This window comes from Mesorhizobium sp. Pch-S, assembly GCF_004136315.1.
Lineage (GTDB): Bacteria > Pseudomonadota > Alphaproteobacteria > Rhizobiales > Rhizobiaceae > Mesorhizobium.
Genome location: NZ_CP029562.1, coordinates 965,326 through 978,527, shown reverse-complemented (window position 1 = coordinate 978,527; position 13,202 = coordinate 965,326). Strand labels below are relative to the sequence as shown.

At 63.7% G+C, this 13,202-nt stretch carries 13 protein-coding genes; 10 read left to right on the top strand and 3 right to left on the bottom strand.

All coding sequences use genetic code 11. The annotated features are described in order from the left end of the window. The 4 genes from C1M53_RS04555 (at position 1) to C1M53_RS04540 (ending at position 3,867) form a co-directional block, all read left to right on the top strand. Positions 1-936 carry an ABC transporter permease gene (locus C1M53_RS04555; RefSeq protein ID WP_129411157.1) on the top strand — a complete coding sequence of 312 codons (936 nt, stop codon included), beginning with the start codon at positions 1-3 and terminating at the stop codon, positions 934-936. A gap of 47 nt (positions 937-983) precedes the next feature. Beyond that, positions 984-1,790: a 4-pyridoxolactonase gene (locus C1M53_RS04550; protein WP_129411156.1), complete on the top strand. Its 807-nt coding sequence runs from the start codon at positions 984-986 to the stop codon at positions 1,788-1,790. Between the two features lie 120 nt (positions 1,791-1,910). Next, positions 1,911-3,089: an alanine--glyoxylate aminotransferase family protein gene (locus tag C1M53_RS04545; protein WP_129411155.1), complete on the top strand. Its 1,179-nt coding sequence runs from the start codon at positions 1,911-1,913 to the stop codon at positions 3,087-3,089. A 31-nt stretch (positions 3,090-3,120) separates the two neighbouring features. Beyond that, positions 3,121-3,867: an SDR family NAD(P)-dependent oxidoreductase gene (locus C1M53_RS04540; protein WP_129411154.1), complete on the top strand. Its 747-nt coding sequence runs from the start codon at positions 3,121-3,123 to the stop codon at positions 3,865-3,867. 47 nt (positions 3,868-3,914) lie between these two features. On the opposite strand, the gene C1M53_RS04535 is transcribed toward C1M53_RS04540, so the two are convergent. After that, positions 3,915-4,661, bottom strand: a complete 747-nt coding sequence (locus C1M53_RS04535) for a GntR family transcriptional regulator (RefSeq protein ID WP_245488446.1) — start codon at positions 4,659-4,661, stop codon at positions 3,915-3,917. A 161-nt stretch (positions 4,662-4,822) separates the two neighbouring features. Here C1M53_RS04535 and C1M53_RS04530 point away from each other — a divergent pair, with 161 nt between their 5' ends. The 6 genes from C1M53_RS04530 (at position 4,823) to C1M53_RS04505 (ending at position 11,400) form a co-directional block, all read left to right on the top strand. Next, on the top strand, positions 4,823-6,205 hold the full coding sequence (locus tag C1M53_RS04530; RefSeq protein WP_129411153.1) for a 6-phospho-beta-glucosidase: 1,383 nt from the start codon (positions 4,823-4,825) through the stop codon (positions 6,203-6,205). Beyond that, positions 6,205-7,146 carry a carbohydrate kinase family protein gene (locus C1M53_RS04525; RefSeq protein ID WP_129411152.1) on the top strand — a complete coding sequence of 314 codons (942 nt, stop codon included), beginning with the start codon at positions 6,205-6,207 and terminating at the stop codon, positions 7,144-7,146. Before C1M53_RS04530 ends, C1M53_RS04525 begins: the two co-directional genes overlap by 1 nt. A 44-nt stretch (positions 7,147-7,190) precedes the next feature. Further along, the gene (locus tag C1M53_RS04520; RefSeq protein WP_129411151.1) at positions 7,191-8,453 is read left to right on the top strand and encodes an ABC transporter substrate-binding protein; all 1,263 of its coding nucleotides are present in this window, start codon (positions 7,191-7,193) and stop codon (positions 8,451-8,453) included. Positions 8,454-8,525: 72 nt separating this feature from the next. After that, positions 8,526-9,644 carry an ABC transporter ATP-binding protein gene (locus tag C1M53_RS04515; protein WP_129411150.1) on the top strand — a complete coding sequence of 373 codons (1,119 nt, stop codon included), beginning with the start codon at positions 8,526-8,528 and terminating at the stop codon, positions 9,642-9,644. Further along, complete coding sequence (locus tag C1M53_RS04510) at positions 9,641-10,537, top strand: sugar ABC transporter permease (RefSeq protein ID WP_129411149.1); 897 nt, start codon at positions 9,641-9,643, stop codon at positions 10,535-10,537. Before C1M53_RS04515 ends, C1M53_RS04510 begins: the two co-directional genes overlap by 4 nt. Continuing rightward, a complete protein-coding gene (locus C1M53_RS04505; protein ID WP_129411148.1) occupies positions 10,534-11,400 on the top strand; it encodes a carbohydrate ABC transporter permease in 867 nt (288 codons plus the stop codon). Before C1M53_RS04510 ends, C1M53_RS04505 begins: the two co-directional genes overlap by 4 nt. A gap of 6 nt (positions 11,401-11,406) precedes the next feature. Here C1M53_RS04505 and C1M53_RS04500 read toward each other — a convergent pair whose 3' ends face one another. Together C1M53_RS04500 and C1M53_RS04495 are read right to left on the bottom strand one after the other, a co-directional pair. After that, positions 11,407-12,201, bottom strand: a complete 795-nt coding sequence (locus C1M53_RS04500; protein ID WP_129411147.1) for a TetR/AcrR family transcriptional regulator — start codon at positions 12,199-12,201, stop codon at positions 11,407-11,409. 25 nt (positions 12,202-12,226) lie between these two features. Next, complete coding sequence (locus C1M53_RS04495) at positions 12,227-13,084, bottom strand: MurR/RpiR family transcriptional regulator (RefSeq protein ID WP_129411146.1); 858 nt, start codon at positions 13,082-13,084, stop codon at positions 12,227-12,229. Between the last annotated feature and the right edge of the window lie 118 nt (positions 13,085-13,202).

Genomic DNA, 13,202 nt, shown 5'->3' with positions numbered 1-13,202 from the left:
ATGACCGGGCTGTTCAGCGAAGTCTTTCTCAGCGCGCTGCTGTTCGGCGCGGTCACTGCGGCCATCCCGCTTCTGCTTGCGGGGCTTGGCGAGCAGATGTCGGAAAAGGCCGGTGTGCTCAACATCGGCATCGAAGGCATGATGCTGGCCGGCGCCTATTTCGGTTTCGTCGGCGCCTTCTATTCCGGCTCGCTGTGGCTTGGCTTCCTCACCGGTGCGGCCGGTGGCGTCGCGGTGGCGCTGGTCATGGCGCTTCTGTGCGTGCGCATCGGCCTGAACCAGATCGTCATCGGCATCGCGCTGACGCTCGGTCTCGAAGGCCTGACGGCGCTGCTGCACCACTTCCAGTTCTCGCGCAGCTATCCCCGTTTGCCGGCTCCGAATCCCACCGTAGTTCCGACGTTGGCGGATATTCCGGTGATCGGGCCGGCCTTTTTCAAACATCACCTGATCGTCTATCTGGCTGTCGCTCTGGTATTCGCCATGGGCTACCTCTACCGGCGCACGCAGCTCGGCCTCAACCTGCAGGCGGCCGGCGACAAGCCGGCAGCGCTCGATGTCGCCGGCATCGACGTCATCAGGACCCGCACCATCGCCGTGCTGTCGACAGGCGCGCTGGCCGGGCTGGGCGGCGCCTATCTTGCCAATGTCGGGGCGGGGTTGTTCATTCCCTTCATCACCAACGGCGCCGGTTTTCTCGGCATCGTGCTGGCGATGCTGGCCCGCGGTCGCCCGGTCTGGGTGCTGTTCGGCGCTCTGCTGTTCGGTGTCTGCCTGTCGCTGACGACGGCCATGCAGGTGGCGGGCATCAACATCCCAACCGACGTCATCCAGATGCTGCCGTTCCTGGCGGTGATGATCATGCTGGTGCTGTTCGGGCGGCGGGCCAGCCTGCCGGCTGCACTCGGAATTCCCTATGAGCGCGGCGCGCGCTGACCATAACCGATGCGCGGGCGGGAGCCGCGCCAAAACAGGAGGCAAGAATGTCGGATACCAAGGTCTACCTGCTCGACGGCGGCTCGCTCGTCCTCGACGGCTATCATGTGTTCTGGAACCGCGGCCCGGGCGGTGAAGTCCGCTTTCCGGTCTATTCGATCCTGATCGAGCATGCCGAGGGCCGCTTCCTCATCGACACCGGCTTCGACTACGACCACGTCATGAAGGTGCTGCCTTTCGAAAAGCCGATCCAGGAAAAGCACCAGACCATTCCGGGCGCGCTGGCGCTGCTCGGGCTGGAGCCGAAGGACATCGACGTCGTCGTCAATTCGCATTTCCATTTCGATCATTGCGGCGGCAACAAATATTTCCCGCACGCCAAGAAGATTTGCCATCGCACGGAAGTGCCGCAGGCTTGCAATCCGCAGCCCTTCGAACATCTCGGCTATTCGGACCTGAGCTTCTCGGCGGAGGCGGCGGAAGCGCGCGGCGCGACGGCGCAACTGCTGGCGGGCACCACGCGCGCCAATTCGACCTTCGAGGGGATCGATGGCGACGTCGAACTTGCGAAAGGTGTCAGGCTGATCTCGACGCCGGGTCATTCGATCGGCCACTACAGTCTTCTGGTCGAGTTCCCCAAGCGCCAGCCGATCCTGTTCACGATCGACGCCGCCTACACCCAGAAGAGCCTGGAGACGCTGTGCCAGGCCGCCTTCCACATCGACCCGGTCGCGGGCGTCAATTCGATGCGCAAGGTGCAGAAGCTGGCGCAGGATCATGGTGCTGAGCTGATGTACTCGCACGACATGGACAATTTCAAAACTTACAGGACCGGCACGCAGTTCTACGGCTGAGTGGTCACCAGAGCGTTTCCGTTCTTCGCGGAAACGCTCCAACCTTTGTTTTTACGAAATTCCGGACGCAAAACCGCTACGCACTTTTTGCTGGAATTGCTCCAATCGGGAGACGGAAGAATGCGCTACCTCGAACACGCCGATCCGGTGATCACGCTGACCGCGGGGCCGGTGGATGCTTATGCGAAGGTGCTGCGCGGCCTTGGCCGCACGGTGCTCTACGACTACGACCCGGCGTTCCAGATCTTCTATGAGAAGGTGATCGAGAAGGCACAGAAGGCGATGCGGCTGTCGAACAGGCCGCTCATCCTGCATGGCGAGCCCGTGCTGGGTCTCGAAGCCGCGGCGGCATCGCTGATCACGCCCGACGATGTCGTGCTGAATCTGGCCTCCGGCGTCTACGGCAAGGGCTTCGGCTACTGGGCCAAACGCTATTCGCCCAATCTGCTCGAGATCGAAGTGCCCTACAACGAGGCGATCGACCCTCAGGCGGTCGCCGACATGCTGAAGAAGCATCCGGAAATCACCATCGTGTCGGTCTGCCACCATGACACGCCCTCGGGCACCATCAACCCGATCGACGCGATCGGCGCGCTGGTGTCGGCGCATGGCGCCTATCTGGTCGTCGATGCCGTTTCATCCTTCGGTGGCATGAAGACGCATCCGGAAGACTGCAAGGCCGACATCTACGTCACCGGCCCGAACAAATGCCTGGGAGCGCCTCCCGGCCTGACGCTGATGGGCGTCAGCGAGCGCGGCTGGGCCAGGATGAAGGCCAACAAGGCGGCACCTCGCGCCTCGATGCTGAGCATCGTCGACTGGGAAAACGCCTGGTCACGTGAGCAGCCTTTCCCGTTCACGCCATCGGTCGCGGAGGTCAACGGGCTCGACGCCGCGCTCGACCTCTATCTCGAGGAAGGGCCGGAAGCAGTGTGGGCGCGTCACGCGCTGACGGCAAAGGCCATGCGCGCCGGCGTCGCCGCCATGGGCCTGTCGATCTGGGCGGCGAGCGAGGCGATAGCGTCGCCGACCACCACCGCCGTGCGCACGCCTGACGGCGTCGACGAGAAGGCGCTGCGCCAGGCCGCGCGTGCCCGCTACGGCGTGGTGTTCTCATCGGGCCGCGGCGAAACGCTGGGCAAGCTGACACGCATCGGCCACATGGGGCCGACCGCGCAACCGATCTATGCGATCGCGGCGCTGACGGCGCTGGGCGGCGCCATGAACGCAGCTGGCCAGAAGCTTGCAATCGGCAAGGGCATCGACGCGGCGCTGGCCGTCATCGATGCCGACGCCTGACCTGACATCACGAGACTTTGGGAGAGATTTCATGACTGAACGGCTTTCGGGAAAGACGGCCCTGGTGACGGGCGCCGCACAAGGCATCGGCAAGGCGATCGCGGCACGGCTGGCCGCCGATGGCGCAACCGTCATCGTCAGCGACATCAACGCCGACGGTGCAAGGGCCGCTGCCGCTGCGATCGGTGGAAAGGCGAAGGCGATTGCTGCCGACATTTCGGACCCGGCATCGGTCAAGGCGCTGTTTGCCGAGATCCAGGCGCTGTCCGGCGGCGTCGACATCCTCGTGAACAATGCCAGCATCGTGCCTTTCATCGCCTGGGACGATGTCGACCTCGACCACTGGCGCAAGATCATCGACGTCAACCTGACCGGCACCTTCATCGTCACCCGCGCCGCGACCGACCAGATGCGGGCGGCTGACAAGGCCGGGCGCGTGATCAGCATCGCCTCCAACACCTTCTTCGCCGGCACGCCGAATATGGCGGCCTATGTCGCGGCCAAGGGCGGTGTCATCGGATTCACCCGGGCGCTGGCAACGGAGCTCGGCAAATACAACATCACCGCCAATGCGGTGACGCCGGGCCTGATCGAGAGCGACGGCGTCAAGGCGAGCCCGCACAACGAGGCATTCGGTTTCGTCGAAATGCTGCAGGCGATGAAAGGCAAGGGCCAGCCCGAGCATATCGCCGATGTCGTGTCGTTCCTCGCCTCCGACGACGCACGCTGGATCACCGGTCAGACGCTCAACGTCGACGCCGGCATGGTGCGGCACTAGGTTTGCAACTGTTTGGAGGATGTCGAGCTCCCGTGGGACTCGACACCTCACGCCTGTGACAGCACCTGCGGATGCAGTGTCACCGACACCGACAGGTTCACCGGCCTGTTTTCGGTGTCGTAGGCGATCTGGTCGATGACCAGGGCGGCGGCAGGTGGATCGACCTGCAGCAGCGTCACCTCTTCACTGGTCAGCAGCCGCGCGCTGACGATCGTCTCGCCGCGCACCGGCACGACCGAGTAGCGTTCGCGCAGCTCGCCATAGAGCGAGCGGTTGCCGCTCGACCAGTCGAGGTCGAGCAGGCCGGGAGCGGTCGCAGGCGAAAGCCAGTCCTCCTGTACGGTCACCGGCACGTCGTCGAGAAAGCGCAGGCGCCTGAGATAGACGACGTCGGCCCCATCCGGCAGGAACAGCGGGCGGGTGATCTCGCGGTCGGCCTTGCCGACCCAGCCTTCGATCAGCCGGCTGCCCGGCTTGCGGTTGGTGGTGATCGCCGTCGACGTGAAACTCTTCAGCAGGTCGAGCTCGAAGGGCTTGGTCTTGCCGCCGGTGACGTAGAAGCCCTTGCCCGGATGGCTGGCGATATAGCCGTCATGCTCCAGATCCTTCAGCGCCTGCCGCACGGTGATCCGGCTGACGCCGAGCAGTTCGACCAGCTCGCGTTCCGATGACAATTTGGAATTGAGCGGCTGCCGTCCGTTCTCGATCAGGTTCATGATGTGCCGTCGAACCTGCATGTAAAGCGGTGCCGGATCGTTGCGGTCGACTGGCTGGATGGGACGGGTGTCCTTCAACGATGATCTCCGGTTGGGCGGATGCCGCTATCGTCGCAACCGGCGCGAGGCATCGAAAAATCTTCTGGCACGCCGGGCTGTATATAAGCAACAAATGTTCGTTGACATTACTGGTTATATCCAGTTCTAATTGCCTTGTCACGGCATAGCATGAGGGACAGATGAAGCTGACATTGATCGGTGGTGGAGGGGTTCGCGCGCCCTTGTTCGTGGGGTCGGCCCTGCGGCGTGCCGAGCGAAGCGGACTGACGGAAATCTGCCTTCACGACATCAATGCCGACAAGCTGGAGATCTTTGGTACGCTGAGTTCAGAACTCGCCACGCGCATGCAGTCACGGGTGCGCATATCGACGGCTTCGGATACCGAGCGGGCGCTCGACGGAGCCTCCTACGTCGTCACCACGGTCCGTCCCGGCGACGAGGAAGGCCGCATCAAGGACGAGCGCATCGCGCTGGCGCACGACGTGCTGGGGCAGGAGACGACAGGCCCCGGCGGTTTCGCCATGGCGCTGCGCAGCATTCCGGTCATTCTCGACTATGCCGCTCAGCTGCAGCGGGTCAGCCCCAAGGCCTGGCTGTTCAATTTCACCAATCCGGCCGGCCTCGTCACACAGGCCCTGCAGGATGCCGGCTTCGACCGTGCCATCGGCATCTGTGACGGTGCCAACGGCGCGCAGGAAGCCATCGCATCGCGCTTTCATCTGCCGCAGAACGATGTCCGCACCGAGGTCTTCGGTCTGAACCATCTGTCGTTCACGCGCGCTGCCTATGTGAATGGCAAGGAAGTGCTGCAGGACCTGCTCGACGACGATGATTTCCTCGCTTCGACCTCGCAGCGCATGTTCTCGCCGTCGGTCGTGCGCCGCCATCGTTTGTGGATCAACGAATATCTCTATTATTACTACTATGCGGAAAAGGCGGTTGCCGCCGTGCAGAGCGACAAGCGCACCCGCGGTGAGGAAGTGCGCGATCTCAACCGTTCCCTGATGGCTCGGTTGAAGGAGATCGGCGTCACGCAGAACGCCGACGAGGCGTTGTCCGCCTATTTCGCCTATGAGCAGCGCCGCAATGCCACCTACATGCATTATGCCCGCGGCGATGCGCCGAGCATGGAAGAAGCAGACCGGAATGCGTCCCTGCCGGAGGAGACGACTGGCCATGAAGGGGAAGGTTATGCCGGGGTCGCGCTCAATCTCGTCGATGCGCTGCAGACCGGCGTCCCCTGCTACAGCGGGCTCAACATCCGCAACGGCGATGCCATTGACGGCCTGCGCGCCGACGACGTGGTCGAGGTGAGCTGCGTCATCGACAGGGACGGCGTGCGTCCGACGAAGATCGGTGCGATGCCCGAAGCGCAGTCGCAGCTCGTCCAGAACGTCAAGCACTACGAGCGGCTGGCGGTTGCGGCCATCCGCGAGCGTCGCCGCGACATTGCCGTGGAAGCGCTGGCGGCGCATCCGCTGGTGCTGTCCTATTCGCGTGCCGAACCGCTGGTGGATGAGTATCTCAAGGCGCATGCCGCCTATGTCGGCGAGTGGCGTTGATGACGGAACCCGCGCCGGCCAACCGCTATGACGTCATGGTTGTGGGGGAATATTACTACGACCTGATCTTCACCGACCTGCCCACATTGCCGCGCCTGGGAACCGACATCTGGGCCAGCAGCTTCGACGACCTGCCGGGCGCCAGCTATACGACGGCGCTGGCGCTCACGCGGCTCGGGCTGAAGGCCGGTTGGTGGTGCGGTTTCGGCACCGACATCTTCAGCCGCATGGTGCTGGACGAGGTACGGCGCGAAGGCATCGACGAAGGGCTGTTCCAGTGGCATGACGGTCCGTTGCGCCGGGTCAGTGCTGCTTTCTCCTTCCAGCAGGATCGCGGCTTCATCAGCTATGTCGACGAACACGACCGCGATCCCACGGCCGAAGATGTCGAGGCCGCGCAGCCGCTTGTGCTGATGCTTCAGGGGTTTTCCAGGAGCGCCGAGCGGCTTGCCCTGATAAGCGGCGCGCGCCGGAACGGCGTTCTGGTCTGCGGCGAGTGCCAGCATCTCGATTTCGGCATCGAGGCCGAGGGTGTCGTCGATGTCCTGCAGGCGCTGGACATGTTCGTGCCCAACGAAAGCGAGGCCATCCAGTTCAGCGGGGCGGCGGATGCCGAAGCCGCACTCGACGTTCTGGAGCGTCATGTCCCGACCGTGGTGATCAAGCGCGGTGCCAATGGCGCCATCGCCAGCCATGAAGGGCGCCGCTATGCGGTGCCGGCTCCGAAGGTCGAGGTCGTCGACACCACCGGGGCGGGCGATTCCTTCAACGCCGGCCTGATCTATGGCGTGCTGCGCGGCGCGCCGTTCGAGGAAGCGCTCCGCTATGCCGTCATCTGCGGTTCGCTCTCCACCACCGACTATGGCGGTCGCGCCCTGCCGCGCGAAGCCGATCTGCTCGCACGTGTTTCACAAGACGGGAAGGAGAAGCACGCGCGATAGCCACCACCGACATCATCCGAAGCAACAACAGAGGGAACGAGACAATGATGATGAGATCCATCGCGCTCGGCGCGGCCATGCTTTTTTCCGCAGCGGCGACGCCCGCCTGGGCGGACACCGTCTCCATGTTCTGCGGCGCCAGCGAGTACGAGCTTTGCGCCAAGGCGGCTGCCGGCTTCAAGGAAAAGACCGGCAATGAGGTGAAGATCACCAAGATGCCGGCGCTGCTCGACGACGCCATTCCGATCTACCAGCAACTGCTTGCCGCCCAGTCCACCGATGCCGACGTGCTGTTCATCGACGTGATCTGGATCGGCATGCTCCAGCGCAACATGCTGGACCTCAAACCGCTGGTTCCGGCAGAGGAAGTGGCCCAGCATTTCCAGTCGACCATCGATGCGGCAACCACCCAGGATGGCCGTCTGGTGGCGCTGCCCTGGTACATGGATACCGGGCTGATGTACTACCGCCAGGACCTGCTGGAGAAGTACGGCAAGCAGCCGCCGAAGACGTGGGATGAGCTGACCGAAACGGCCAAGCTGATCCAGGAACAGGAAAGGGCGGCCGGCAATCCCGATCTCTGGGGCTTCACCTGGCAGGGCAAGAGCTATGAGGGCCTGACCTGTGACGCGATCGAATGGGTCGCCTCCAGCGGTGGCGGCACCATCATCGAGCCGGATGGCAAGGTTTCGATCAACAATCCGGCAGCCGCCAAGGCGCTGACGCGCGCCAAGGACTGGGTCAAGACGATCAGCCCGGAAGGCGTGCTCGGTTATGACGAGGAAACCTCGCGCGCGGTGTTCGAGGCCGGCAATGCCGTCTTCCATCGCAACTGGCCCTATGTCTGGGGCACTTCGCAGGCCGAGGGTTCCAAGGTCGCCGGCAAGGTCGGCATGATGGCGCTGCCGGTCGGCGCCGATGGCCAGAAGTCGAGCGGTTGCCTCGGTCCGATGTATCTCGGCATCTCGAAATACACGGCCAAGCCCGAGCTCGCGACGGAGCTGCTGCGCTATCTTGTCGGGCCCGAGGTGCAGAAGATGCGCGCCATCGAAGGTGCCTACAACCCGACGCAGAAGTCGCTCTACAGCGACAAGGACGTGCTGGCGAAACTGCCGTTCCTTGCCGATGCGCAGGCGGCCTTCGACGGGTCGGTGGCGCGTCCGTCCGGCTACACCGGGTCGAGCTACAACCGCGTCTCGCAGGCCTTCTACCGCGCCGTCCACGAGATCATCGCCGACGGCGCCGATGTCGACAAGACGCTGACCGATCTTGCCGGTCGGCTGGAGAAGCTGAAGGAAAGCCGCTAGCTTTCGCGATTGGTTCCGGCGCTGGACGGCGCCGGAACCATCCATTTGTCTTCAATACAGCCAGAGGATGCCATGGCATCAGTCGCCTTGCGTTCAGTGTCCAAGTCGTTTGGCCACGTTCCCGTCATCACCGACGTCGACCTCGAAATCGCCGATGGCGAACTCGTCGTCTTCGTCGGTCCTTCGGGGTGTGGCAAGTCGACCCTGCTGCGCCTGATCGCGGGACTGGTACCGGTCGGTGCCGGCGACGTCGTCATCGACGGCGAGGTGGTGACCGATATCCCCGCTTCCAAACGTGGCATCGCTTTCGTCTTCCAGAGCTATGCGCTCTACCCGCACATGACGATCGCCCGCAACATCGGCTTCGCACTGGAGACGCTCGGCCTGTCGCGGCAGCAGATCGATGCCAAGGTGACGGAAGTCGCGGCAACGCTGAAGATCGATCACCTGTTGTCACGGCGTCCGCGCGAACTCTCCGGCGGGCAGCGCCAGCGTGTCGCTATCGGCCGCGCCCTGGTGCGTCAGCCCGAAGTGTTCCTGTTCGACGAGCCGCTGTCCAACCTCGATTCCGACCTGCGCATGGAAATGCGCATGGAGATCGCCAAGCTGCACGCCAGTCTGGCGGCGACGATGATCTATGTCACCCACGACCAGGTCGAGGCGATGACGCTGGCCGATCGCATCGTCGTCCTGAACAAGGGGCGCATCGAGCAGATCGGCACGCCGCAGCAGCTCTATCATGCGCCGCAGAACCGTTTCGTCGCTGGTTTCATCGGCAGCCCGCGCATGAACTTCATGGCTGTCTCGGCAAGCGCTTCCGGTGTCGATTGCAGCGTGCAGGGACCGGGAAACCTGTCATTCGATGTCACGTTGTCTGGCGCCGGTATGCCGGCCGAAATCGGTATCCGGCCCGAAGCCCTGTCGATTGCCGCGCAGGGGCAGGGCAAGGTCACAGGCACGCTCGAACGGCTGGAAGACCTCGGTCATGAACATCTCGCCTACGTGCGCATCGCGCCCGACATTGCCTGGTCTGTCAGGCTGCCGAATGCGCTGGGTAAGGTCGCGACCGGCACATCGGTCGGCCTCGACTGGCGTTTCGAGGATCTCTTCCTGTTCGACAGGGATGGCCGCCGGCTCGACCATTCCCTGAGCCATGAGCGTTCCGCCGCAGCCAATGGGGTGCGGGCGTGAAGACAAGGCTCGAACGGCGTGAACATCTTTCTGGGCTGCTGTTCGTCGCGCCGCTGATCGCCGTCCTCGTCCTGGTGGCGGGCTGGCCGCTGGCGCGCACGCTCTATTTTTCCCTCACGGATGCCTATCTCGACGACAGCGCCAATCACGTCCTGGTCGGCTTCGATAATTTCGTCGAGGTAGCCGGCGACCCGGTCTGGTGGCGGGCGGTCCGCAACACGGCGATCTTCACCACGATCTCGGTTGCCATCGAGACCGTGCTCGGGCTGGCGATCGCGCTTCTGCTGCATGGCGCCATTCCCGGGCGTGGACTGGTACGGGCGGCGATCCTGGTGCCATGGGCGATGCCGGTGGTCGTCTCGACCAAGATCTGGGAATGGATGCTCAACGACCAGTTTGGCGTCGTCAACCGCGCGATCGTCGGGCTAGGCCTCGCCGATCACGGCGTCGCCTGGGTCGCGAACGGTTCCCTGCTGCTCGGCGTCGTCATCTTCATCGACGTCTGGATGACGACGCCGTTCATGGTGCTTCTGATCCTGGCCGGCCTGCAGATCCTGCCCGAGGAGATCTTCGAGGCGGCGGAGGTCGACGGCATTCCGTGGTGGAAGCGGCTGTGGTCGATCACCCTGCCGCTGCTGGCGCCGACCATCGGCGTCGCGGTGCTGTTTCGCGTGCTCGATGCCCTGCGCATGTTCGACCTCGCCTATGTGCTGGCCGGCGCCAACGTCAACGCCATGACGATGTCGATCTATGCGCGCGACAGGCTGATCAACAACCAGGAACTCGGTGTCGGCTCCGCCGCGTCGACCATGGTGTTCCTGCTGATCGCCTTCGTGGCGATCTTCATCGTCGGCGCGATGCGGCTCGATCGCTCGGGAGCGGCTGACCGATGAACACGCGCATCAAACGGCGCTCGGCCGCCTACTACAGAACGATGCGAAGGGTGCGCCAGCTTGCGCTTGGCTGTGTCACCGCGCTGCTGCTGTTCTACGTGCTGTTTCCCTATTACTGGGCGATCGTGTCCTCGACCAAGCAGGGGGCGCAACTCTACGAATCGGTACTGCTGCCTGCCTTGGACTTCCGGCACTACAAGGAACTGTTCCGCGACGCCAACTTCGCCACCTCGATCTTCAATTCGCTCTGTGTCGCCGTCTCGACGACGGCGCTGTCGCTGGGCCTGGGTACGCTCGCGGCCTATGCGCTTGGCCGCCTCAGTTTCCCGGAGCGGCGTTCGCTGCTCCTGACCGTGCTGATGATCTCGATCTTTCCGCAGGTCGTGGTGCTGTCGGGCATGTTCGAACTGATCCGCTGGTTCGGCCTCTACAACCGCGTCTGGTCGCTGGTCTTCGCCTATCTGATCTTCACGCTGCCCTTCACCACATGGGTGCTGACCAGCTTCATCCGCGAGTTTCCGCGCGAGCTGGAAGAGGCGGCGATCATGGACGGGTGCTCGCACTGGCGCATCCTTACCAGCATCCTGCTGCCGCTGATGGGGCCGGCGCTGGTCAGCACGGGCCTGCTTGCCTTTATCCTGGCCTGGAACGAGTTCCTGTTCGCGCTCACCTTCACTTTGACGGAAGGAAGCCGCACCGTGCCTGTGGCGATCGGTTTGCTGGCTGGCAACTCGCGCTATGAATATCCGTTCGGCCCGATCATGGCCGCCTCGGTCACCGTCACCCTGCCGCTGATCGTCCTGGTGCTGTTCTTCCAGCGCAAGATCGTCGCCGGGTTGACCGCCGGCGCCGTCAAGGGGTGACCATATTCAGGCTGAAGACGGTTTCGAGCCGGCCCGCGCCTCAAGCCCGAGGATAAGCGTCTCGACCAGGAAGTCGTAGCCTTCGGTGAGCGGGGCGACGTCGCCGCTCTTCCAGCGCATGACGAAGGAGCGGTTGTACATCTGCGGCAGGTGCTGCCTGACCAGCGGAAAGCGCGATGCTTCCAGTGTATCGAGACCGGCGTCGAAAGCCTTTACCCATTCGGACCCTTCCGTCGCGCCATCGGCCGCCAGTTCCATGGTGATGTAGCCTTCCAATGCGCCGACCACGGCGTTGAAGGCGTCGATCAGCGGCTGACCCTCGAACCCGGCCTGCGTCAGCGCCTTCAGGATGACCTCGACCCAGGGCGCATTCGGGGCGCCGTTCGAGCGGATGTGCGGACCTAACAGGGGGGCGGCGCGCGGATGCTGGTGGACGCTGGCACGGAAGCGCCGGAACAGGATGCGGATGGTGTCGCGCCAGTCGTCCGGCAGGTCTTCGGGCCGCATCAGGCTGGCGATCAGCGAACCCGAGATTTCGGCCAGCAGGTTGGTCTTGTCACCACCGACATGCCAGTAAAGCGCGGCGGGATAGACATTGAGCCGGCGGGCCAGCGCGCGAACGGAGAAGCCGGCAAGGCCCTCGTCGTCGATCAGGGCGATCGCCGCCTCGACCACACGCTGCCGGGTCAGGCCGATGGCTGCGGCGCGGCCCACATAACGCTTCTCCGATGCCGGCTTCGCGGCCGCGCTGTCTTTGCCGTCTGGTGACGGCGCACTGGAGTTCTTCGGCAAACCGCTCATCGCCTCCTGCTGTTTCGACACTCCGTCAGTCGCCGGTAAACCCGATGAACTTCCCGTGCAAGGCGGCGACCCTGTTCATGCGCTCTTCGACGGAGGCATCCAGTTCGTTGAAGACGCCGTTGATCAGCAGATTGCCAAGACTGGCCATGTGCGCGGTCGAATCCCAGAACATGCCCAACTCGGTCGGCACCACGAACATCTCATTGGCCAGATCGCGACCCCAGTCGCAAAAGGCATCGGTGATCAGCGTGATCGGTATTCCGGCCTGATGTGCCTCCTGCGCCAGCAGGAATGTCAGCCGTGAATAACGCCGCGCTTCGAACAGCACCAGTGCCGTCGACGTCTGTGGCGCCAGCAGGATTTCGCTGAAATTGCCGCCGGCGATGTCGGCCAGCTGAACCCCTGGGCGCAGATACTGCATCTGGGTGGCGAAGTATTGCGCCATGCCGCGCTCGGTCTGGAAGCCGGCGACGAAGAGCTGGGGCACCGTTGCCAGCCGTTTGACCGCGCGCTCCCATTCGGGGGTCTTGGCGATCTCGTAGATCCGGAGCAGAGCGGCGATCTCGAGATCGAGGCTGCGGGCGAGCGCGTCGCCCTTGTGGCTGCGCTCACGGAATTCCCTGAGGCGCTCGCCGGCCAGCCAGGGCTTGTCGCGGATGCCGTCCCTGAGATCCTCTTTCAGTTCCTTGAAGTGCGCATAGCCGAGCGAACGGCAGAAGCGTCCCACGGTCGGTTCGCTCACGCCGACCTTGGCGGCCAGTGTCGCCGATGTCTCGAAGGGCAGGCCGCCGAGATTCGCCAGCATGTAGGTGGCAAGCGCCTTGTTCGCGCTGGTGGCGGTGGCGAGGCTTTCGGTCAGTCGCTGGCGAACGGATTCAGTCATTCCCATCTCGCATCGAAGTTTTTCAGATATGAAATATTTCTAACATAATCATGCTTGACGTTTGTTTTCTGTCAAAATAGCTTGACCTCACCATGGGGCAAGGCACAGGCCGCCTCAG